This is a genomic window from Litoribacter ruber, assembly GCF_018500185.1.
Lineage (GTDB): Bacteria > Bacteroidota > Bacteroidia > Cytophagales > Cyclobacteriaceae > Litoribacter > Litoribacter ruber.
The window spans coordinates 1-20,996 of sequence record NZ_JAHBGI010000013.1 but is presented as its reverse complement, the minus strand read 5'-3'; the positions used below and the strand labels follow the sequence as shown (position 1 = coordinate 20,996).

Genomic DNA, 20,996 nt, shown 5'->3' with positions numbered 1-20,996 from the left:
TTGAGGTCTTTTTGCATTTTATGCTATGTTTTTTCTAGTCAATCTCGCCTTTGGCTTTGGATAGCGAGTAAACATAGGCCAGCATGGCCGGTGTCACGATACTGAAAACAAGTAGGTTTCCCAGTCCTTTGGCTTTTCTCATGGCCAATGTGGAACCTATAATCATCAATGGTACGCCATATTTGACACCAAATTCAAAATAATTTTTCCCTAGTTTCATAGCTAAGTAAGGTTTATGGTTGTTAAAATAATAACCTTCAAAAATCGGTGTATTCAATCTTTAATTGATAATCCTGGTTTTCTGAGAGGTTAAGGTTTGAAATACCTAAACCCAATAGCCTTACCGGTTGTTTGATCGGGGCCTGATTTAATAATTCTTCAATCATTTCGGCATACTTTTCCTCAGGGATAAAAGAAGTAAGACTCTTACTCCGTGTTTGCACGGTAAAATCATTATATTTTATTTTCAGCGTAATGGTCCGTCCTTTTGCTTCCACCCGTTCGATTCGTCTTTTCAAATCTTGAAGAATCGGCTCCAAAGCCATCCGTATTGGCTCCAGTCCATCCAAGTCTTTCATGAAGGTATTTTCCGCGCTGATGGACTTTCTTATCCTGTCGGGCTTCACCTCGCTGAGGTGGATTCCCCTCACAATGTCATGGTAATGCACCCCAGCTTTCCCAAAGTGCTTGACCAGAAACTGTAGGGAAAACTGTTTGAGATGATGGCCGGTATAAATACCGAATTTCTTCATCTTGTCGGCCGTTTTTTCCCCAACCCCATAAAATTTCTCAATAGGCAGCCGCTCCAAAAAAGACTCGGCTTCGGCGGGCAGGATCACTGCTTGACCATTGGGTTTGTTGAGATCTGAGGCCACCTTGGCCAGGAATTTATTGTAGGAGATGCCAGCGGAGGCATTTAGACCCACCTCCGATTTAATTCTGTCCCTGATTTCCTTAGCGATCAACGTGGCGGAAGGTTTTCCCTTTTTGGCGATGGTGACATCCAAAAAAGCCTCATCCAGGGACAACGGCTCCACCAGGTCGGTATACTCCAAGAAGATGCTCCGGATCTGGGTGGAAATTTCCTTGTACCTCTCAAAACGGGGCTTGATAAAAATAAGGTGGGGACATTTTAATGCCGCGATTTTGCCAGGCATGGCAGATCTTACGCCATACTTGCGCGCCTCATAGCTTGCGGCAGCTACCACTCCCCGGTCGCTTTTCCCGCCCACAGCGAGCGGTTTTCCCCGCAATTCCGGATTATCCATCTGTTCCACCGATGCATAAAAGGCATCCATGTCCACATGAATAATTTTTTTTACATCCATTTTTTATTTAATAAAAACCTTGTATATTTCAAACTCGGTACGAAATTGGTATTGATTGGTAAAATAAATCTTTCAATTAAAACAAATAGTTTTTCCTATTGTTAGTTTTACCTATGGACAATCAAGAAATAATAAACCAACATCTAGTACGGATAGTAGATCTTTTAGGAGAAGTACTCGCCCAAGTAAAGGGGATGGATTATCAGACTTTTGAATCCAATGAACAGGTCAAAGATACCGTTTATGAAAATCTTCAGGAAATCGGACAGGCTGCAGATGAACTTACCCGTCACAATACTTTTCCAGAAGATTTGGAGGTGATCGCAAACCTGAAAAATTTTAACGGTGCCACCTATAACCAAGTTACCGAAACCAACCACCAGATGGTGTTTGGGGTGATACAAAATGACTTTGAAGAAATTATCGACATAATTACCGAACATGAACTTTATCAAAATAGATTATCATGATAGAACCTACAATCAATTTCTCACCAAGTTTTTCTGAAACTTCCTTGTTAGACCAAGTGAAATCTACTTTTTCTTTTGATAAAAAAGATCTACCGTTTTTAATGGATGTCTATGTCGACATCAAAAAAATAATCAGCGAGAGCAGATCCAAATTTGGCTTTACTGTCAAAATCAACATGATCCACAACGAATTCAGAGTGGATGTCATTTCCGAATCTTTTTCTATGGCATGCCTGCAGGCAAGGGAAATTATCAATATCAAACTGAGTAAGGAACTTCGGTTTAAAGAATTTATCAATATTCCCGCTGCCCATTCCAGACAGCCGGAAGTATAATTTCTTTAACTAAAACCTCATATTCATGTATAGACTTTCATTAGCATTATTTAGTGTAATCCTCTTAGCATCCTGTGGAAACGGTGAAAACAGGGAAGGAGAAGGTGGCTTGCAAGAAATTGCCGCACCGCTCCAAGAAAGAACCACCGAACGGTGGTTAGTCTTTGAAGGGGAAATCCCTTGCGTGGACTGCGATAAAATAGAGGTGACCCTCTGGCTGGAAAAGGATAGCATCCAGGAGACAAATGATTATAGAATCAAAACCATTCATAGAAATACCGCCCAAGGGGATATTGAGGAAGAGTTGGAAGGCGTGTATGCTCGACTGACCGGCTATAGAGGAGATTCTGAAGCGGTAGTTTACCAGCTGAACCCTGGGACCGATGCGCCTCGATATTTTTGGCTCCAAGAAAATGGACAGCTGAGAGTGCTGGGTGCCGACAGGGAAAAACTTGTAGAAGATGATGAGGAATCCGGCCTTATCTATGATCTACAACCTAGACGGGAAAATTGATTTATTTCTTCATACTTGTAACGATAAGTTTAATTTTTTAAACCTCGGTTTCCTGAATCGAGGTTTTTTTGTGCTTTATCTCTTCTTAAAATATTCACTACAATTATTCTCCGCAAAGAAGTCTTTGTGCTACTTTTATAACTTTGTTCCCTTAGTTGCCAATTGGCCTTCAGTCTTCGGTCTCCCGTCTCGTCTCTAACCCAATACCTCAATTATCGCCTTAGCCTTTAATAAACACTCTTCATACTCCGCCTCGGCATCCGCATCGAATGTAATAGCACTTCCCACCGCAAAATACAACTGCCCCGCCTTTTCATCAAAGAATATACTCCTAATGATGACATTGAAGTCAAAATCGCCTGATTTTTCCAGATAGCCTACACTTCCAGAATACCAGCCTCTTTTGAAATTCTCATATTTCTCAATCAATTCCATGCATTTGATTTTCGGAGCACCGGTCATGCTACCCATGGGGAAGGTTTTTGAAATAATTTCTGGAAAGGAAATTGGTTCTTTTAGGGTGGATGACACCGTACTGATCATTTGGTGTAAGTTTTTGAAGGTGTAGATACCAAAAAGCTCCTCCACCTCCACAGACCCGGTTTTGGAAACCCTGCTCAAATCATTGCGCATCAGGTCCACAATCATCAGATTTTCCGCTCTTTCCTTTTCTGAATTCAGTAGATCCTCTTTCAGTTTTTGATCCTCAAGGTCATCTTGGCCGCGCTTAGCAGTGCCTTTTATGGGTTGGGCAATTAATTTATAACCCTCTCTTTTGAGAAATCTTTCCGGAGAGGCACCTATCAAATACTGGTCATTCGTTTTTAAAAACGCCGCAAAAGGCATTGGGGATTTGGCGTTGAGCTTTAAAAATAAATCTATTGGGGATAAGCTTTGCACCTCAGCCTGAAAAGCCATGCAATAATTCATTTCATATACATCACCCTCTTCAATATGGTCTTTGATTCGTCCTACATGCTCGAGATATTGTTCCTTTGACGTCAATGCCGTAAGAGAGGTTAGCGCAGTGCCTTTTTGCTCCTGGGTAAAGTTTTTAATTTGCGCCCATATTTGCTCGGGATGCGCAGCATGTATCATAATGGATCCTTCCGTAAATTCAATTTTAAGCGAAGGGCGGAAAAACAGGCTTATGGGATGCTTGAGGATGGCAGGATTCTCACTCTTCAGCTGTTCAAAGCTATTTTTTAAATCATAGGATAAGATGCCTACCAGATCTGCATTTTCTCTTATCTCATCAAAGCTTACAGACTCATCCCCGGCAAATAGCACCTTTTTGAATCCATCATGGGGATATGGAATATTGTTGTTGGTGAAAAATGCCGAATAGGGATGTTTATCGCATGCCCATGTCAGGATCTTTACAAAATCTTTCGGGTTATAATCAGAAATTACTTGTTTGACCATGTCATAAAAATACCACTAAAAAAAGAAAGAGAAGCCTTTTGGCTCCTCTTTCTATGTGGGCAACTTCTAATTAGTTGGCGTTCAATTCAAAACCAACATTCACGGTGTTGTAGATGAATGAATCTTTGGCTTTGTCAGTTACTGAGCTCTCGTCCCCGTAAGCTACTTTCCACTGGGTTCTATCGATGTTGAAACCAGCTTTTGCCGTTACCGAACCATCATTGATGTTCACTCTGGCTGGGAACTTGATGTTTTTGGTGTTGCCTCTCATGGTCAAGTTACCGGAAATCCAGTGGGTAGGATTGTCGATAGCCTGCTCAGAGCTAGACTTTGGAGTGTTGTCAGTTTCATACTCCTCTTCATCCTGAATATCATCAGAAGAAGTAAAAGGCTCCACACCAGTTACTTCAAATACAGCCTCAGGGTGGTTTTCTGTGTCAAAAAAGTCTGGAGACTGAAGGTGTCCATAAAGTTTCTGATAGTTTTCCTCATCACCTCTCAAGTCTTCGATCTCAAGAGCGGTAAGGTCCATTACAAAGCGGCCACCAGTGATGTTGTTGCCATCCACATTCAATTCACCATCCTTGATGGCGATAGTACCATAATGCTTACCTGCTGGCTTGTAGCCTGTCCAAGTTACCTGGCTTGCCTGTGTGTCCACAGTATATGCCATACCTTCACCATTGGCCACCTCTTGGGCATCTCTGGTTTCTACTGTATTTCCCTGATCGCAAGAAGCGAGCATCAATCCGGTGGCCAAAGCCAAACCTGTCATTTTTAAAACTCTCATAATGGGTTGTTTGATTTTATGTACGGGTAAAATTAATGTATATACATGTAAATTCAAAATCGCATCCCAAAGTTCCGTAAATAATATAAAAAAAGTAGTTTTACCTAAAATAAAAAGATAAGCATTCGGTCATCGGTCTCCCGTCTTCCGTCTCAAAAATCACAAAATCATATCAAATACAAAACATGGCATTAATCAAAAGCGTAAGGGGTAAAGCTCCCCAATTTGGAAAAGACTGCTGGTTGGCTGAAAATTCAACCGTAGTAGGGGATGTCATCATGGGCCAACATTGCACCGTGTGGTTCAATGCGGTCGTGCGTGGTGATGTTCATGAAATCCGTATTGGGGATTACACCAATATTCAGGACGGGGCGGTTATCCACTGTACCTATCAAAAAGCCGGAACCTATATTGGAAGCAGGGTGTCCATTGCGCATAATGCAATTGTGCATGGTTGCACCATTCATGACAATGTGTTGATTGGGATGGGTGCGATTGTAATGGATGGGGCAGTGGTCCATAGCGGTGCAGTCATTGCCGCTGGAGCCGTTGTTTTGGCCAACACCATAGTGGAGGCCAACAGCATTTATGCAGGCATGCCTGCCAAAAAAGTCAAAGATACAGGGGACAACATGAAAGAAGTCATCGAAAGAACTTCCAACAATTACCCCATGTACGCCCAGTGGTTCAAGGATGAATAAAAATTAATCCTGGCAGGTTTTGGTGACAGTCTGTTAAACCTGCCAGGATTTCTCGATGTCAGGATATTCTACTCCCTATCCTCCTCAAAAGCCTTCAGGATATCTTCTTCGGTCATCTTCAATCTGGATTTGCAGCTTTTGATCAGATGGCTGGCCTCCTTTACCATAGCCGAAAGCTCGTCTATACTTTTGTTGTCCTGCTCTAGGGATTGCACAATTTCCTCAATTCTGGCCAATGCCTGGTCGTAACTTATATCATTTTCCATGTTCTTCAATATTTGTAATAGTACTTTCTATTTTGTTGGTTAGGGTATAGGTGCTGATTTTATCGCCAGGTTTAAGCGTTGCGAGCTCGATGGACTTCCCGTCTTTTTCGGTTCGCGTGTAACCTCTTTTCATGAAGAACACGGGATCAAGTCTATTCAGGTCTTTTTCCAGCCCTTCTAGCTTGGTAGATTCCTGTTGCAATAAGACCTTTGCCTGTCGCTGAAGTCTGCCTGCCAAATTGTCGATTTCTCGTCGGTTATATTGTATTCTACCCTGGCACTGGCTGTTAATGTGCCGGGCAGCCGAGTCCAAGTATTGATTGGCCGTTTGGATTTGGTTCTTGAAAAGATTGATCAGAATGTGCTCCCTGTCTCTGAGTGTCTGTTTTTCCTTTGTAAGATAAAAGTTGGCGGCCCTTTCGATTTTTTTGAGGTTAAAATTTAGGGTCTCCTCAAATTCCTGGAAACCGGATAGGATAAATTCGGCCACCGCAGTAGGGGTTTTTACCTTGGTATGGGCCACCAAGTCGGCAATACACTCATCGCGCTCATGCCCTATACCGGTCACCACGGGGATTCTCATTTGGGCAATGGCTTTGGCCAACTCGTAATCATCAAAACAATCCATGTCAATCTGGGCGCCACCCCCTCGGATAAGAATAATGAGTTGATACTGCTGGTTTTCCTGCTCTTGTTCTATACTTTTCAAGGCCGCAATGATGGAATCGGGCGCATCATGTCCCTGCATGGTCGCTGGGAATAATTTGTAATGAAGCTTATAGCCATGCCGGTTGTTTTCCACCTGTTGGATAAAATCCCCGTAACCGGCCGCAGTCGCAGAACTGATGATGGCCACTTTTTGGGGGACAGAGGGTAGAGAAAACTGCTTGTTGGTTTCCAATAGACCTGCCTTGGCCAACTTTTCTATGATTTCCTGCTTACGCTTGGCCCTTTCTCCAATGGTGAAATTGGCATCGATATCCCGAATGTTGAGACTTAGCCCGTATAATTCATGGAACTGCACGGTCACTTGAGCCAGCACCTTCATGCCATTCTGAAGGCTCTGTCCAGTCATTTCCCTAAACCGCGCAGCTAATCCCCTATAGGTGAAAGCCCATATATTGGCTCTCATTTTAGCGGTTACCTGGTTGCCCGTTTTTTCTACCAGATCCAAATAGGCATGGCCGCGGGCGCCTTCCTTGAAATCACTGATTTCGGCCACCACCCAGTAGGCAGGTGCAAGGTTTCGATCTAAGGTTTGTTTTACAAGCTGGTTTAGCTCAAAAAGCGTCATGGGGTTTTGCATAACGCAAATTAACAAATGTCTACAACAATACAGGCCCTGAAACACAAAAAAGGAGCTGCTATTGCAACTCCTTTTAATCTCGTTAAACCAATATTTTTTCTATATAATATATTGTTTTAATCAATTACTGTGCCGAGATCTTCTGTCATCTCTTTGCATTCTGTATAGCTGCCTTGTAAAGTCCCTATTGACGTTACTGAGTTGGAGAGCTTGGACTGGAGAAATTACCTCAGTTATCTTTTTGGTGAATGCTTTCTCACTTTGCATAATTTTTTCCTGAATCTGAAACCTCTGCTCGATCAGTTTTTCAGCTTGGCTGTCAGAAATGCTCTCCCCAGCCTGTCGATTGATGCTCATCATTTCCCTCATGTAGCCGGATCTTTCCTCCATATGCTGGTTGTAAAGAGGCCAGAATTTTTCAGCCTGAGTAGGAGTGAGGTTGATCCTGTTGGTGACAAAAGCCACGCGGGCGGCCTCCAGTTTATCCTTGTCGTATTCCCTTTGTGGCCTTTGCGCCCATAGGGTGCTGCTGCTTGTTAGAAGCAATACAATAATCAATATTTTTCTCATCGTTGTTCGGTTTCAATCAAATTAATACCACCAATCCTCGTCCATTTCGTCCATCAAATAGTAGTCGTCCCACTCCATGGCTATCAGGTTGTCCAAAATGTCATCCGGATGGTCGCTGAGCAGGAGAATGTCTTCTGCTTGCCAATAGTCGCTGTTGATCAGGAGTTCGATTTCCTTATCCATTTCGGCTGTGGCGGTAAATGCGGGTTCCTCAGTGCGGAATAGGGTAAACACCACGGTAAAACCTATGATCAATGCCGCGGCTACACCCACAAGGGCCTTCAGGTAGACTTGCTTGCCTTTCTGATTGCGCTTGGCCATGATCTCATCCGGCAACCGGTCGAAATATCCGTCCGGAGTCTTGAAGATATCGTTTTTGGGAAAGTTTTTCATATTCAATTGGTTAGACAGGGCTTTGGGCCAAAGGTTTATTCCGTTGTCAAATCTTGTTCAATTTTTTTTACCGCATGGTGATAGCTGGCCTTTAAGGCACCTACAGAAGTGTCGGTAACTTGCGACATTTCCTCATAGCTCATGTCCTCAAAATACTTCAGGTTGAAAACCAACCGCTGCTTCTCAGGCAGGCCAAGCAGGGACTTTTGCAGTTTCTTTTCCACCTCGCTGCCAGAAATATCGGGGGAGCTTTCCAAGTAGGTGTTCATCACCTGATGGTGGTCCTCAATGGAAAAGAAAAAACGTTTTTTCTTCTTCTCCAAGAAATTCAAGCTTTCATTAGTGGCTATCCTATACAGCCAGGTGAATAAACTTGAATTTCCCTGAAACTTATCCAAGTTCTTAAAGGCCTTTATAAAGGTGTTTTGCGTCAAATCATCGGCATCTTCATGCACAATTACCATTTTTCGAATTATCCCGTACACCCTTCTTTGATAGGTTTCAACAAGCATGCGATAACCTCTCTCTTTGGTAAAAGGGTTTTGGATTAATTCTAAAAGCTCTTGATCTGTTGTGCCAACCATTGAATCTTTAGACAGCGGAAGGGGAGAAGGGTTTAATCGAAACACGAAAAAAAACCTAACAGGGAGACCTGCCAGGCTGTAATGTTTTAGATTTCAAGGATGTAGTCTAACAATCCGGCATTTTTTCCTTTTGGTCTAGTGACCATCAAGGGCAGCTTGTCGTTGAGCTGGATCAGCCTTTCGGCCAAACTTCCAATAAACAAAGCCGTGGCGGCGGTCCTGCCTTTGGCACCTATGATTATCCCATCCACTTTGAGATCCAAGGCCATTTGCAATATGTCTTCCACCGGATCCTCATCCTCATCTTTGGTGTATAGAGGTGTGATTTTGATCCCCTTGGTGTCTATTTTCCTGATAAATTTTTTGTAATTCACCTCAGCATGGTTATGCATGATCTGGGTAAATTCCTGATAGCTTTTACCCGTGAAATGATAACCCGAGGGCACGGTAAATACGTTTTGACAGAATACCTCCACATCCCCGCCGTTTTTCTCGGCTATGAGAACTGCTTCCTCCATGGCGTCTTTGGAGTAGTCCGAAAAGTCACTGGGCACTAGGATACGATCCACTTTGGGCACGCTGCCCTCAGGCACAATAAGAAGCGAGCAGCTAGCCCTTCTAGCCAATCTTTGGGTGACCACACTGGTTCCAGGCAATTGTACCTTTCTTCCCACTATGATCATGTCGGCAGATTTCTCATGCGCCAGTTTCAGTATTTTTTTTGATAGCTGCCCTTCTTTGACCACCAAAGCGATATCTGCAGGCAGATCATGGTCAAAATGCTCATCCACCACATCCTTCATCTGCGATTTTCGCTCAGCCACCATGTTGTCAATAAGGTTAGGAAATTCCTTCAATACCTCCTTAGGAATGTTGAGGTTACGGATCACATTGATAAAATAAACCTTCTCCGTACGGTTGATCGAGGCTACAAAAGAGGCAAACTTGACCAGGGTCTCATCCAGAGGGGACTGATCAAGGCAAACAATCAATTTTTTAATCTGATACATTTCCTAAATAAAATGGGATTGGATTGCAAAAATAAACATCTATTCATAACCCTAGGCTTTTATGTCATTTATTCTTTTGGTTCTTGTATATTTTCTACCTCCTTCGAGTTAAAACTTTCTTATCACAATCCATCATTCCTCATCCATAATTTTAAACACGCTCCTCACTTTCCTTTTGCCAATTTTAACAAAAATATTCACTGCTGGCCCATTTTGATATTATGTTTTCTCAATGCCCTTCTTTAGCCTATATAATTTACCTTAATAGCTGCCTGAAAAATATAAGCGGGTTTATAGCTTTCAGGCAAAAATAGATTTGGAGGAGGAACTAAACAAAGGCAATTCTTATTTGTATATTTGTAAGGAGTTCGGGTCGCCGACATGTTCAAACTTCACAATTTAACAAAATACCGGGTGAAGCCTCTTTTCAAAACCAGGCCTCATTCCGCACCGATTTATCGGTTCGGAACCTCGTTTCCTCGGAAGCAGGATAACAGTGGAAGGTTGCGAAATCTGGGCAGCTCAAATCTTGTCTATAAAAGAGGTTTGTAACACTCTAAGGCCCGAACTCTATTTTTTTTTTGGTACAAAGTACCAGGTACCAAGTACCAAGATACTTCACCATCAGAGGTTGGTTAGTAGCCATTCCCAGCGACTTACCCACTTTGTGCGACTTCTTTATAACTTAGTGATCCTTCGTGACCATTTTCCCTTCGTACCCATTGCGCCTCCGCGAAGTGGGAACTCTGCGAAACCCCGTGACCCATTTCCTTCCGCGTCGTGGAACTACATGCGGCTTAGTGACCAATTGTCTTCGCGATGAAGGGACTCTGTGAAATCTCAGTGCTTAACTCTTTTTAAACTCTGTGACCATTTCCTTCCGCATCGTGGGCTGTATTTCAATAAAGAACTCTAAACCTAATCGTTCCCTCAATTTTCTTCAATGCCTCAATCACCTCATTGGAATACTTCTTATTGATATCCGTGATCACGTACCCGATCTTTTCATTGGTCTTTAAATATTGACCCACGATGTTGATTTCATAATTTGCCAGGGTTTGGTTGATCTTGGCCAAAACCCCTGGGGCATTCTGGTGGATGTGGATCAACCTGTGCGCATCCTTCAAAAACGGCAATTGAATATTAGGGAAATTCACGCTGTTAAACGTGTTACCTGTATTGATGTAATCAATGATTTTATTGGGTACAAATTGGGCAATATTCTGCTGGGCCTCCAAGGTACTGCCACCAATGTGGGGAGTCAGGATGGTATTGGGCAGACCTTTCAAATCAGATTCAAAGGGCTCCTCATTGTTTTTCGGTTCCTGCGGAAATACATCCACTGCCGTGCCTCTTACTTTGCCGCTTTCTACTGCCTTTTTCAAGGCTTTCACATCTACCACATGGCCCCGGCTGAGGTTCAAAAATACCGCTCCCCCTTTCATGAGGTCAAATTCTCTTTCCCCGATCAAATTCTTGTTTTCCGGTCTTCCGTCCACATGCAGGGTTACTATATCTGCCACCTTGAGCAGTTCGTCCAGGCTGTTGAGTTTGGTGGCATTGCTCAAGGCAAGTTTCTCAATGACATCATAATAATAGACATCCAGACCCAGGTTTTCGGCCAAAACCGATAATTGGGCGCCAATGTTTCCATAGCCGATGATGCCCAGTTTTTTGCCTCTGATTTCAAAGCTTCCATTGGCAGACTTATCCCATTTGCCCTCATGCATGAGGCGGGATTTGTCACTGATGTTGCGCATAAGAAAGATAATCTCTGCAATGGCCAGCTCCACTACCGAGCGGGTGTTGCTAAAAGGCGCGTTGAAAACGGCGATTCCCTTCTCTTGGCAAGTATCCAGGTCAATCTGGTTGGTGCCAATGCAAAAGGCCCCAATGGCCATCAGCCGGTTGGCATTTTCCAATACCTTGGAGGTCACATTTGTCTTTGACCTGATGCCAAGAATGGAAACATTCTGGATCTTTTCCGCCAGTTCATCCTCACTCATCGCAGATGAATAGGTTTCTACGTTATAGCCCTCGTGCTGCAACATTTCTATGCCTACGGGGTGCACGTTCTCCAGAAGAAGCACATTTATGCGGCTTTTGGGATAGCTGTATTTCTTGTTCATTTTGTTCACATAAAGAATTTCATCCAAACTCGGGGCAATATGGTCTGCCATGGCCGTAACGGACGGACGGTCCACGTTTTCAGTAAATGCATAAAATCTGTTGGCCAGCCCCGCGGCCTTGATTTCGTAATCCGTATAGCCATCACCGATCACAAAAATATCTCCGGTGAGCTCCAGTTTCTTAATAGTAGCTGCCTTCCCATTGTTTTGGGAAAGGATGTTGTCCCTGTTAAAATCTATGATATTGCCTTTTTCATCATAGACAAACTCATTGGCAAACACATTTTCTTCTTTCAGGCCAAAACTTGTCACCACCGGCACAATGAAGTCCTTAAAACCGTTGGAAATAATAAAAATATCTTCTGCATTTTCAGCAAAAAATTCCTGATTCCGGTCAAATGACTTGCTGACCTTTTTCTTCAATGCCTTAACCAGCTCATCAATTTGCCCTCGATTGGCCTCTAGAATGGAAATCCGCTGCTCTATACTTTCACGCAGGGTCAACCTGCCCTCCATTCCCAAATCGGTTACCTCCTTGATTTTTTCCAGTCTATCATCTCGTTCAGGGTGGTTTTCCAAACTTATTTCCCCCAAAATATCCAGAGCTTCAACTTGGGTAAACGTGCTGTCAAAATCTATGATGAACTTTTTGTTATTCGGCATTATTTGTGAAATTGTTAAAGATTATAACGTGAAATTAATTATTATTCAATTAAATCATAAGCATGCTGGTTAATTTATATTTTTTTGATGCTTTTTAATCCAATTTGGTCTCTGTGCCCTCCGCGATTCTGCGGTTTTTTAAATCTTCGTTCCATCTTCCATGTTTTTCCATAAATTTGTAGCATACAACCAAAAAAAATCATGAAACAAATCATTACTTTTTGCCTGGCCGGAGGATTACTTCTTTCTGCCTGTGACACTGGTAGCAGCGTCAACTCCGATGCCACAACCGAGGAAACCCCTGGAATTGTTGGCAATTATGGGGAGACCGTTGCCGATGAAAATGTTGCCAACGTCCAAACCATGTTTGCTGCTCTGAATGAGTCAGGCAGTTTTGAGGGTAAAGTGGTAGGGGAGATCAAGGAAGTCTGCAAATCCAAAGGCTGCTGGTTGAGCATCGAACTTCCAAATGGAGAACTAATGCGGGTAACTTTCAAGGATTATGGGTTCTTTGTACCCACCGATTCTAAGGGCCATTTGGCCGTCTTGGAGGGCCGTGCTACCAAGACCACCACAAGCAAAGAAACATTGAGACACTACGCCGAAGATGCAGGCAAGTCTGCAGAGGAAGTGGAGGCTATTCAAGGCCCAAAAGAGGAATTTACTTTTGAAGCTGACGGTGTATTGCTAAAAAGTGCCATAGCAAGCTAAGAAAGCAAACCTTTTTTGTATGCTACTGTTAGGTTAATCCTGTGACAAGGAGAATTGAGTTTTGTAAATTAATTAAAAGAATACATATGCCGTTGGCACTGGATAACTTAAGAGTAGGCAGGGTGTACCGCTTTCAAAATATGGGTGAAATCCGAAACCTGCAAGTCATGTCCCGCTTGAGCGGGGAAAACTTCAAGGTCAAAGACCTGGATACCCTGGAAATCTACGAACTGGAAGAACTGCTCCGCTGGGGCAAAGGCAAAGACTACGACCTCGATGAAGTCAGGTAGAATTCTCCTATAGCAACCTTAATAAACCACAGAGGACCAGAGCGCCCAGAGAAAAATTCTTCATTAATTCTCTCTGTACCTCTGGTCCTCTGTGGTTTTTGCTTTTCCTGTGTCACGTCCTAAATTTACTTGACACTTTTTTCTCAAACTTTTAAATTTTTCTCCGCGAAGTGGCCTTTGTGAAACTTCGTGAAAACTTGGTGGCCTTTGTGGCCCATTTACACTGTCTTCCGTCTTCGGTCTTCCGTCTCCTAAAAAATAAACCCTAATCCAAATTCAAACCTATCTCCCTCAAATACCCCATCCGCCAAAGCACTCCGGTTATTTCGGAATTGATAATTTGTCTTTATTACCACATTTCTTCTCGGATTGAAATTTGCCCCAACCGTAATGGTGGTAAGGTCACTTTGGAAGAAGGGTTGACCCATCAGCTCAGGGCTGATCTGAGCATGGGTATCCAGTCGCTCATAACGCACGAATATGGGGAGTTTTAGCTCGCTGGGCTTAATCAGAAAGGAATTTTTATCCCTTGCCTTACTTTTATTTACTCCCAAAAATGGAAGAATATCATAACCTACTTCAGCATAATATCCATATACATTTCTGCCCAACACCTGTCCGGTATTGTCCGGTGAATAGGCTTGTGTAAGTTCAAACAGCCCTTGAGTATTATCAGTGCCACCAATAGCCCCCAAAGCCATGAAAGACCAATTGCCATAGTTATGGCGAACGTATGAGCTCAGGATATGTGTGTTGGATCTGATGCCGTCTTGGCTCATACTGGCAAGAATTCCATTGACGGCCAGTTCGGTGTCTTTCAGGCCTGTGTATTTAAGGCTTGGATTAAATGTGTAGCCATTAAAATTGAACCTCAACGCCTCATCACGCCCTCTTCTGATCCAGGTGGCTCCATTGAGTAGGGTAGGGTCAAGACCCTGATAAATCGAGGCAGACCACTTCAGATCGTTGTTAATTCTACCATAAGTCATGATTCCCAGATCTATCCAGGTGGAGGGAATGATTATTCTTTCCACTTCAGGCCTGTTTACGGTATAGAACATGACAGGTTCATCGCTATTGTTGAGATAACCTATTGTGGCCTGATGAGTCCCCAATCGAAGGTTGAACTTGGGGCTGATAAGGAAGTCGGCGAAGATTTCGGGCATAAACTCAAACTTCCTCTCTCTTCCCCCATCCATCATGTATTCGGCAAATATTTCAGCATACAGGACCAGCCATTTCTTCGGTTTGTAGGCAGCATAGGCCACAAAACGCTGCATGTTGGTCATGTAAAGCTCCAAATCTTCACTTTGGGTGTTTTTGGGACCCAAATAGTTGATGAAATTGGACTCTCCGTATCCGGAAATGGTAAATTTTGAATCGGTGAAATAAATCTTTGAGGCTGCAATGGGCAGACCGGATTGCGTTTCATAGGTCAGGGTGTCGATTACTTTTCTGGTTTCCCTGCCATCTTGGGCATATGCACAAATTGCCATTAGCCCAAACATTAAGCTAAGTGCGATACTTTTAATTTCCATTGGAATAGAAAGAATGGCCTATAACCTAAATCATAGGCATGGAGTTTTCAAGGGCTGCATCTATTGGCCCTTAATTTTTAAGAATTGATTTACTTGGAATGGAAAAAATCAGCCCTGTTTGGGTGGTGGAGAATTGATGTCATTTGCCCAATCCTTATAATTGTTTTGATAAGGGGTGGCTTTTGGGGATTTGACGATGGGCAGAAATTGGTCAAAAGCGATCAACTCTGCGGTATAAAGCAATTTGATATCAGCTATTTTGCGTTTTTCGTGGGGGACCTCCGTATCAGGAATGGTCTCATCATCCATGTCAAAAACGTACTCCAGCATCAACTCGGCAAGGGAGTCAATGGGATCCTGAGATTGCAAAAGCGAAGAATCATGTTCCGAGGCATGATAAAAATTGGCAGACAGGTTCACAAAGTTGACCAATAACATATAGGTCAACACCTTGTACCAAATACCTGCCTTCACCTTCCTAATCATACTGCAAAAGTAATCATTTGTTCTTATTCGTAAATAATCATGCCAATTAGAGAATCATTAAATTTTCATCCGGTCTCCCGTCCCAAAGTTTCACGCAAAGGCCGCCAAGGAATCGCAAAGAGCGCAATGTTTATTTTCTCTGTACCTCCGATTCTCTGTGGTTTTTGCTTTTCCTTTCTTCCGTCTTCAGTCTCCCGTCCCAAAGTTTCACGCAAAGGCCGCCAAGGAATCGCAAAGAGCGCAAAGTTTTTTTTCTCTGTACCTCCGATTCTCTGTGGTTTTTGCTTTTCCTTTCTTCCGTCTTCGGTCTCCCGTCCCAAAGTTTCACGCAAAGGCCGCCAAGGAATTGCACAGATCGCCAAGTTTTTTTTTGTCTGTACCTCTGGTCCTCTGTGGTTTTTGCTTTTCCTTTCTTCCGTCTTCAGTCTCCCGTCCCAAAGTTTCACGCAAAGGCCGCCAAGGAATTGCACAGATCGCCAAGTTTTTTTTTGTCTGTACCTCTGGTCCTCTGTGGTTTTTGCTTTTCCTTTCTTCCGTCTTCAGTCTCCCGTCCCAAAGTTTCACGCAAAGGCCGCCAAGGAATTGCAAAGATCGCAAAGTTTTTTTTTGTCTGTACCTCTGGTCCTCTGTGGTTTTTGCTTTTCCTGTCTTCCGTCTTCGGTCTCCCGTCCCAAAATTTCACGCAAAGGCCGCCAAGGAATCGCAAAGAGCGCCAAGTTTTTTTTGTCTGTACCTCTGGTCCTCTGTGGTTTTTGCTTTTCCTGTCTTCCGTCTTCGGTCTCCCGTCCCAAAATTTCACGCAAAGGCCGCCAAGGAATCGCAAAGAGCGCCAAGTTTTTTTTGTCTGTACCTCTGGTCCTCTGTGGTTTTTGCTTTTCCTTTCTTCCGTCTACGGTCTCCCGTCCCAAAGTTTCACGCAAAGGCCGCCAAGGAATCAAAGATCGCCAAGTTTTTTTTCTGTGCCTCCGATCCTCTGTGGTTTTTGCTTTTCCTGTCTTCCGTCTTCGGTCTCCCGTCCCAAAATTTCACGCAAAGGCCGCCCAGGAATCAAAGATCGCCAAGTTTTTTGTCTGTGCCTCCGATCCTCTGTGGTTTTTGCTTTTCCTGTCTTACGTCTTCGGGCTCCCGTCCCAAAATTTCACGCAAAGGCCGCCCAGGAATCAAAGATCGCCAAGTTTTTTGTCTGTGCCTCCGATCCTCTGTGGTTTTTGCTTGTCCTGTCTTCCGTCTTCGGTCTCCCGTCCCAAAATTTCACGCAAAGGCCGCCAAGGAATCGCAAAGAGCGCCAAGTTTTTTTTTGTCTGTACCTCTGGTCCTCTGAGGTTTTTGCTTTTCCTTTCTACCGTATTCGGTCTCCCGACCCAAAGATTCACGCAAAGGCCGCCAAGGACTCGCAAAGAGCGCCAAGTTTTTTTTTGTCTGTACCTCTGGTCCTCTGTGGTTTTTTATTGTTTCATCTCCGTCTCCCGTCTTCCCTATTCCTTCCCGTGAAACTCCGCCTGCCCGCCGTGGCGGGCGTCCCTTTTCTTTCCCCGAAGCGGTAAACCTTTTCTCCCTCTTCCCTCGGGAATACAGCCGGATTGACTTATCTTTATATCCGAGTATTTACACCCGTATTATATGTCTCAGAATTCACTTGGCAACGCCATGTTGCACGCCAAATGCCCCAAATGCCGGACTGGCAATATGTTCAATGTACCTGTTTACAGTTTCCGCAAACTTTCCGAGGTGAGGCACCATTGCGATCATTGTGGAGCAAACTTACACCCTGAGCCGGATTTCTATTACGGTGCCCTCTATATAAGCTACGCTTTCTCGGTTGCCTTATTTGTCAACGTGATGATTATCCTCAATATTTTCTTCAACGACCCCGATTTGTGGGTATATATTGTAACGGTAGTGGTGGCCAATGTGATATTGCTGCCTTTCATGCAGCGCTACAGTAAAGTGCTCTATCTCTATGGATTGGGCAAATTGAAGTACAACCCAAACCAAAGTTGACAATGGTATAAGATTTGACGCCTAAAGGAAAGGAGTATTTTTTACTTTAAACCTTTCTTATGAAAAAAAGATATTGGATCCCTTTAAGCATCATTTTGTTCATTTTTTTACTTCTTCATTTTGCCTTGGAGCCTATTGCCCTACGTCAAGTAAATCGAGCCCTAGGAAATCTAGAAGGAATGCACGGTAGAGTCAATGATGTAAGTATCCAACTCTACAGAGGTGCATATCAGGTTGACTCTCTTTATATATTTACCGATAAGCAAACCCCGGAAGACATTCCCTTCTTTGCCGTTTCCACCATTGATATTTCCCTGGAGTGGAGCTCCTTGTTTCGTGGGGAGATTGTCGGCGATGTGGGGCTGATCAATCCTGTGCTCAATTATGTTTATGACGGTCAGGAAGTGGATGATGGGGATGAGGCAGATTTGGGAAAAGTTTTGGATGATTTGGTTCCCTTTAGAATCAACACCTTTACGGTGGAAAACGGTGAAATACACTACCTCGATCCCACAGCGAGTCCCAAAGTGGATGTTTTCATTCAAGCCATGGATATCCAAGCGACCAATCTGGGCAACCTACAGGAAACGGATAAAGCCTTACCTTCCTCTGTATCTATCACCGGCACCACCAATGGGGGAGGGGTTCTCACCGGCAACATTGATCTTAATATCTTAAAAGCCCATCCGGATATGGATGCAAATATAGAACTGGAAGGAGTGGATCTGACTGCCCTGAATGATTTTACCGAGGCATATGCCAAGTTTACTTTTAGCGAAGGACAAATGTATGTGGGTACGGAAATCGTGATGAAGGATGGGGTTTTTGAGGGTTACACTAAACCCATTTTTTCAAATGTGAAAATATCCGACCAAAGGGAAGAAGACCAGTCCTTTTGGAGGAGAGCCTGGGAAGGAATTGTAGGGGCGGCATTCGGGCTCTTTGAAAATCCGGAAGAGGAGCAGGTTGCCACCAGGATTCCCTTCGAAGGTGACACTACGGGCACAGATACCAAACTCATCCCCACCATCTTCAACGTCTTCCGCAACGCCTTCATCGAAGCCTTCCAAAAAGACCTAGACCACGAACTTGAATTCGGAGAGTAACTAGGAGAACTCACCGCAAAGTCTACTGTAGCTTGAATTTAACCGCAAAGTGCTCAAAGAAGCGCAAAGATTACTGAGAGATAAGGCGCAGTGGTGCTTACTTCTTCCTCACCCCTGCGCCCCTCACGTATATAACTTACAAACTCCATCCCTCACGGTACTCTCTTTTGACAAACTGATTGGCATCATCAAAATTGGTTACCTTCATGTTGTCACCATCCCAAAGCAGCTTGATGTGTCTTCCTGGATAATTATATCGACCTTCTTGACCTGCAGGCTTACGTATATCATAGCTCCTAATTGCCAAATTGCCCATCAATACTGATTCTGTCAGAGGACCGGCAATAGAGAATGGTGAGCTGAGGTTGTTAAATTCTTCACTTCCATGACCAGCTATACAGGCATTTACCCATTGTTTGTAGTGGCCAGCTTCTCCATCTTCCACTCTCGCAACGGTTTTAGGAACATTTACCTCATCCGTGCGGGAGGTAGGGAGTAATCTAGGATCTCGGCCATAAGTGGAAGCCATCATTTTACCTTTGGTACCTTCGATGATCACCCCGTTGCCACCGTCACCCATGGTTTCATTTGGCTCCAACTCTTCCGGTCTAGTTGGCTGAATACCTCCATCCATCCAGTGGAATTGGATGTCCTGGCCCTTTTCTCCTTTAAAGTTTAAAGTAACATGTGAAGAGGGCGGGCAGCTGTCAGGGAAATACCCCCTCTTAAATTCATCCACGTACACTGAACCTACAGAGCATTCCGCTTCAGTCGGGTAACCTAAATTCAGTACGCGGAAGGGGGACTCCATGATATGGCAGGCCATGTCACCAAGCGCCCCTGTTCCATAATCCCACCAGCCCCGCCAGTTGAAGGGCACAAGTCCATCCACATACTCACGATACGGGGCGGTGCCTAACCATAGATCCCAATCCAACTCATCCGGCACGGGCTTGCTTTCCTGTGGCCAAGGAATGCCCTGAGGCCACACGGGCCGGTCCGTCCAGCAGCGTACCGTATGGGCTTCCCCAATTATACCGGCATTGTACCACTCCATCATTTGCCGCACGCCCTCTCCGGAGGAACCCTGGTTACCCATTTGGGTCACCACCTTGTATTCTTCGGCAGCTTCGGTAAGTTTTCGTGCCTCATAGATGTCATGAGTTAGTGGTTTCTGCACATACACGTGTTTTCCTAGCTGCATGGCAGCCATGGCCTGCACGGCATGGTTATGATCGGGTGTTGAAATGATCACGGCATCTATATTGCCATGTTCCTTTTCCAACATCTCACGATAATCCTTATAATATTTTGCCTTTGGATGTTCCTGACGGGCTTTGGCCGCCCTTCTGTCATCCACATCACACAGGTAGGCGATATTTGCCTTTCCACTTTTGTAAACGCCGGTCACATCGTTGTAACCCATACCGCCCACGCCGATGCCTGCCACATTAAGCATGTCACTGGGAGCGGTATACCCTGGCCCGCCAAGCACATGCCTAGGAACCAAATAAAATCCTGCCACAGCTAGGGCCGATGATTTGAGAAAGTCTCTTCTTGAATTATTTTGCTTAGGTGATTGATCTTTTTTCATCTAAAAAGGTTGGTGTTAAGTTGGCTCGCAAAATTGCTTAAACACCAATTTAGAAAAAATGTATCTACTTTCCTTTCAATCTAGTGAAAATGGAAGACCAAAATGTTGAGTGGTTTTGTCTTGGTTCGAAAGGCTCTTGACTGATCCGTAAGTATATTCATTCATCATTCAACATTCCTCATTCCTCATTCAACATTCCTCATTCAACATTCAACATTCATCATTCCCTCCCGTGGCTGCCCCGCCATACCTTCTAACTTCGTACTTACGATTGGTACCAAGTACTAGGTACCAGGTACCAAGTAAACCGCAGGACAGTGTTATGTGATGCTAGACGGTAGAATTTGAAGGCTTTTTAATAAGTACCGTCCTTACTCCCGCGACCCTCCCTGGTAGCTCCGCTCCTCGGATGGGGCATCAGTGTAACGAGAATAATTCTTCATCATTCACCATTCATCAGTCATCATTCCCTCCCGTGGCTGCCCCGCCAGACCTTCTAACTTCGTACTTACGAGTGGTACCAAGTACTAGGTACCAGGTACCAAGTAAACCGCAGGACAGTGTTATGTGATGCTATACGGTATAATTTGAAGGCTTTTTAATAATTACCGTCCTTACTCCCGCGACCCTCCCTGGTAGCTCCGCTCCTCGGATGGGGCATCAGTGTAACGAGAATAATTCTTCATCATTCACCATTCATCATTCACCATTCATCATTCATCATTCATCATTCATCATTCAACATTCCTCATTCAACATTCATCATTCACCATTCATCACTCATCA

At 44.0% G+C, this 20,996-nt stretch carries 24 protein-coding genes; 8 read left to right on the top strand and 16 right to left on the bottom strand.

Annotated elements, in window-relative coordinates; genetic code table 11:
• Positions 1-34: 34 nt before the first annotated feature.
• Both KIH41_RS15520 and dinB read right to left on the bottom strand, forming a co-directional pair.
• A complete protein-coding gene (locus tag KIH41_RS15520; protein ID WP_213945542.1) occupies positions 35-220 on the bottom strand; it encodes a hypothetical protein in 186 nt (61 codons plus the stop codon).
• Positions 221-257: 37 nt separating this feature from the next.
• Complete coding sequence (gene dinB, locus KIH41_RS15515) at positions 258-1,328, bottom strand: DNA polymerase IV (RefSeq protein ID WP_214162963.1); 1,071 nt, start codon at positions 1,326-1,328, stop codon at positions 258-260.
• Positions 1,329-1,441: 113 nt separating this feature from the next.
• Between dinB and KIH41_RS15510 the strand changes: the two genes are divergently transcribed.
• From KIH41_RS15510 to KIH41_RS15500, 3 genes are read left to right on the top strand one after another with little or no spacing between them, the layout of a single operon-like run.
• Positions 1,442-1,798 (top strand): hypothetical protein, encoded by a 357-nt coding sequence (locus KIH41_RS15510; RefSeq protein ID WP_213945540.1) that lies wholly within the window; start codon positions 1,442-1,444, stop codon positions 1,796-1,798.
• Positions 1,795-2,133 (top strand): hypothetical protein, encoded by a 339-nt coding sequence (locus tag KIH41_RS15505; protein ID WP_213945539.1) that lies wholly within the window; start codon positions 1,795-1,797, stop codon positions 2,131-2,133. Before KIH41_RS15510 ends, KIH41_RS15505 begins: the two co-directional genes overlap by 4 nt.
• A 25-nt stretch (positions 2,134-2,158) precedes the next feature.
• Entirely contained in the window at positions 2,159-2,647 is a 489-nt protein-coding gene (locus KIH41_RS15500) for a copper resistance protein NlpE N-terminal domain-containing protein (protein WP_214162962.1), read from the top strand.
• 195 nt (positions 2,648-2,842) lie between these two features.
• Here KIH41_RS15500 and pabB read toward each other — a convergent pair whose 3' ends face one another.
• Entirely contained in the window at positions 2,843-4,072 is a 1,230-nt protein-coding gene (pabB, locus tag KIH41_RS15495; RefSeq protein ID WP_213945537.1) for an aminodeoxychorismate synthase component I, read from the bottom strand.
• A 70-nt stretch (positions 4,073-4,142) separates the two neighbouring features.
• Positions 4,143-4,862: a YceI family protein gene (locus KIH41_RS15490; protein ID WP_213945536.1), complete on the bottom strand. Its 720-nt coding sequence runs from the start codon at positions 4,860-4,862 to the stop codon at positions 4,143-4,145.
• A gap of 185 nt (positions 4,863-5,047) precedes the next feature.
• Between KIH41_RS15490 and KIH41_RS15485 the strand changes: the two genes are divergently transcribed.
• The gene (locus KIH41_RS15485) at positions 5,048-5,563 is read left to right on the top strand and encodes a gamma carbonic anhydrase family protein (protein WP_213945535.1); all 516 of its coding nucleotides are present in this window, start codon (positions 5,048-5,050) and stop codon (positions 5,561-5,563) included.
• Positions 5,564-5,631: 68 nt separating this feature from the next.
• Here KIH41_RS15485 and xseB read toward each other — a convergent pair whose 3' ends face one another.
• From xseB to serA, 7 genes are all read right to left on the bottom strand, one after another.
• The gene (gene xseB / locus KIH41_RS15480) at positions 5,632-5,829 is read right to left on the bottom strand and encodes an exodeoxyribonuclease VII small subunit (protein ID WP_213945534.1); all 198 of its coding nucleotides are present in this window, start codon (positions 5,827-5,829) and stop codon (positions 5,632-5,634) included.
• A complete protein-coding gene (gene xseA / locus KIH41_RS15475; RefSeq protein WP_214162961.1) occupies positions 5,819-7,135 on the bottom strand; it encodes an exodeoxyribonuclease VII large subunit in 1,317 nt (438 codons plus the stop codon). Before xseA ends, xseB begins: the two co-directional genes overlap by 11 nt.
• Before the next feature lie 120 nt (positions 7,136-7,255).
• The gene (locus tag KIH41_RS15470; protein WP_214162960.1) at positions 7,256-7,705 is read right to left on the bottom strand and encodes a Spy/CpxP family protein refolding chaperone; all 450 of its coding nucleotides are present in this window, start codon (positions 7,703-7,705) and stop codon (positions 7,256-7,258) included.
• 21 nt (positions 7,706-7,726) lie between these two features.
• Positions 7,727-8,098, bottom strand: coding sequence for a hypothetical protein (locus KIH41_RS15465; RefSeq protein WP_214162959.1), 372 nt, complete (start codon positions 8,096-8,098; stop codon positions 7,727-7,729).
• 35 nt (positions 8,099-8,133) lie between these two features.
• A complete protein-coding gene (locus KIH41_RS15460) occupies positions 8,134-8,682 on the bottom strand; it encodes an RNA polymerase sigma factor (RefSeq protein WP_214162958.1) in 549 nt (182 codons plus the stop codon).
• Positions 8,683-8,768: 86 nt separating this feature from the next.
• Positions 8,769-9,692 (bottom strand): universal stress protein, encoded by a 924-nt coding sequence (locus tag KIH41_RS15455; protein ID WP_214162957.1) that lies wholly within the window; start codon positions 9,690-9,692, stop codon positions 8,769-8,771.
• 899 nt (positions 9,693-10,591) lie between these two features.
• Positions 10,592-12,484, bottom strand: coding sequence for a phosphoglycerate dehydrogenase (gene serA / locus KIH41_RS15450; protein WP_214162956.1), 1,893 nt, complete (start codon positions 12,482-12,484; stop codon positions 10,592-10,594).
• 201 nt (positions 12,485-12,685) lie between these two features.
• Here serA and KIH41_RS15445 point away from each other — a divergent pair, with 201 nt between their 5' ends.
• Both KIH41_RS15445 and KIH41_RS15440 read left to right on the top strand, forming a co-directional pair.
• Positions 12,686-13,195, top strand: coding sequence for a DUF4920 domain-containing protein (locus KIH41_RS15445; protein ID WP_213945527.1), 510 nt, complete (start codon positions 12,686-12,688; stop codon positions 13,193-13,195).
• Positions 13,196-13,281: 86 nt separating this feature from the next.
• Positions 13,282-13,485, top strand: a complete 204-nt coding sequence (locus KIH41_RS15440; protein ID WP_213945526.1) for a hypothetical protein — start codon at positions 13,282-13,284, stop codon at positions 13,483-13,485.
• 251 nt (positions 13,486-13,736) lie between these two features.
• Here the strand turns inward: KIH41_RS15440 and KIH41_RS15435 are convergent, their stop codons facing one another.
• The 4 genes from KIH41_RS15435 to KIH41_RS15420 form a co-directional block, all read right to left on the bottom strand.
• The gene (locus KIH41_RS15435; protein WP_214162955.1) at positions 13,737-14,981 is read right to left on the bottom strand and encodes a hypothetical protein; all 1,245 of its coding nucleotides are present in this window, start codon (positions 14,979-14,981) and stop codon (positions 13,737-13,739) included.
• A 150-nt stretch (positions 14,982-15,131) separates the two neighbouring features.
• Positions 15,132-15,509, bottom strand: a complete 378-nt coding sequence (locus KIH41_RS18160) for a hypothetical protein (RefSeq protein ID WP_246539171.1) — start codon at positions 15,507-15,509, stop codon at positions 15,132-15,134.
• Positions 15,510-15,574: 65 nt separating this feature from the next.
• On the bottom strand, positions 15,575-15,979 hold the full coding sequence (locus KIH41_RS15425; protein WP_214162954.1) for a hypothetical protein: 405 nt from the start codon (positions 15,977-15,979) through the stop codon (positions 15,575-15,577).
• 90 nt (positions 15,980-16,069) lie between these two features.
• Complete coding sequence (locus KIH41_RS15420; RefSeq protein WP_214162953.1) at positions 16,070-16,447, bottom strand: hypothetical protein; 378 nt, start codon at positions 16,445-16,447, stop codon at positions 16,070-16,072.
• A 682-nt stretch (positions 16,448-17,129) separates the two neighbouring features.
• Here KIH41_RS15420 and KIH41_RS15415 point away from each other — a divergent pair.
• On the top strand, positions 17,130-17,510 hold the full coding sequence (locus tag KIH41_RS15415) for a DUF983 domain-containing protein (RefSeq protein ID WP_213945524.1): 381 nt from the start codon (positions 17,130-17,132) through the stop codon (positions 17,508-17,510).
• A 59-nt stretch (positions 17,511-17,569) separates the two neighbouring features.
• Complete coding sequence (locus KIH41_RS15410) at positions 17,570-18,616, top strand: DUF748 domain-containing protein (protein WP_213945523.1); 1,047 nt, start codon at positions 17,570-17,572, stop codon at positions 18,614-18,616.
• A 136-nt stretch (positions 18,617-18,752) separates the two neighbouring features.
• Here KIH41_RS15410 and KIH41_RS15405 read toward each other — a convergent pair whose 3' ends face one another.
• Entirely contained in the window at positions 18,753-20,210 is a 1,458-nt protein-coding gene (locus KIH41_RS15405) for a Gfo/Idh/MocA family protein (RefSeq protein WP_214162952.1), read from the bottom strand.
• Between the last annotated feature and the right edge of the window lie 786 nt (positions 20,211-20,996).

Coding starts and splice junctions, on each gene's coding strand:
- KIH41_RS15520 (WP_213945542.1), bottom strand. CDS start 220: ATGAAACTAGGGAAAAATTATTTTGAATTTGGTGTCAAATATGGCGTA.
- pabB (WP_213945537.1), bottom strand. CDS start 4,072: ATGGTCAAACAAGTAATTTCTGATTATAACCCGAAAGATTTTGTAAAG.
- KIH41_RS18160 (WP_246539171.1), bottom strand. CDS start 15,509: ATGATTAGGAAGGTGAAGGCAGGTATTTGGTACAAGGTGTTGACCTAT.
- KIH41_RS15415 (WP_213945524.1), top strand. CDS start 17,130: ATGTCTCAGAATTCACTTGGCAACGCCATGTTGCACGCCAAATGCCCC.
- KIH41_RS15410 (WP_213945523.1), top strand. CDS start 17,570: ATGAAAAAAAGATATTGGATCCCTTTAAGCATCATTTTGTTCATTTTT.
- xseB (WP_213945534.1), bottom strand. CDS start 5,829: ATGGAAAATGATATAAGTTACGACCAGGCATTGGCCAGAATTGAGGAA.
- KIH41_RS15470 (WP_214162960.1), bottom strand. CDS start 7,705: ATGAGAAAAATATTGATTATTGTATTGCTTCTAACAAGCAGCAGCACC.
- KIH41_RS15485 (WP_213945535.1), top strand. CDS start 5,048: ATGGCATTAATCAAAAGCGTAAGGGGTAAAGCTCCCCAATTTGGAAAA.
- KIH41_RS15435 (WP_214162955.1), bottom strand. CDS start 14,981: ATGGCAATTTGTGCATATGCCCAAGATGGCAGGGAAACCAGAAAAGTA.
- KIH41_RS15505 (WP_213945539.1), top strand. CDS start 1,795: ATGATAGAACCTACAATCAATTTCTCACCAAGTTTTTCTGAAACTTCC.
- serA (WP_214162956.1), bottom strand. CDS start 12,484: ATGCCGAATAACAAAAAGTTCATCATAGATTTTGACAGCACGTTTACC.
- KIH41_RS15445 (WP_213945527.1), top strand. CDS start 12,686: ATGAAACAAATCATTACTTTTTGCCTGGCCGGAGGATTACTTCTTTCT.
- xseA (WP_214162961.1), bottom strand. CDS start 7,135: ATGCAAAACCCCATGACGCTTTTTGAGCTAAACCAGCTTGTAAAACAA.
- KIH41_RS15460 (WP_214162958.1), bottom strand. CDS start 8,682: ATGGTTGGCACAACAGATCAAGAGCTTTTAGAATTAATCCAAAACCCT.
- KIH41_RS15465 (WP_214162959.1), bottom strand. CDS start 8,098: ATGAAAAACTTTCCCAAAAACGATATCTTCAAGACTCCGGACGGATAT.
- KIH41_RS15405 (WP_214162952.1), bottom strand. CDS start 20,210: ATGAAAAAAGATCAATCACCTAAGCAAAATAATTCAAGAAGAGACTTT.
- KIH41_RS15440 (WP_213945526.1), top strand. CDS start 13,282: ATGCCGTTGGCACTGGATAACTTAAGAGTAGGCAGGGTGTACCGCTTT.
- KIH41_RS15455 (WP_214162957.1), bottom strand. CDS start 9,692: ATGTATCAGATTAAAAAATTGATTGTTTGCCTTGATCAGTCCCCTCTG.
- KIH41_RS15490 (WP_213945536.1), bottom strand. CDS start 4,862: ATGAGAGTTTTAAAAATGACAGGTTTGGCTTTGGCCACCGGATTGATG.
- KIH41_RS15510 (WP_213945540.1), top strand. CDS start 1,442: ATGGACAATCAAGAAATAATAAACCAACATCTAGTACGGATAGTAGAT.
- KIH41_RS15500 (WP_214162962.1), top strand. CDS start 2,159: ATGTATAGACTTTCATTAGCATTATTTAGTGTAATCCTCTTAGCATCC.
- dinB (WP_214162963.1), bottom strand. CDS start 1,328: ATGGATGTAAAAAAAATTATTCATGTGGACATGGATGCCTTTTATGCA.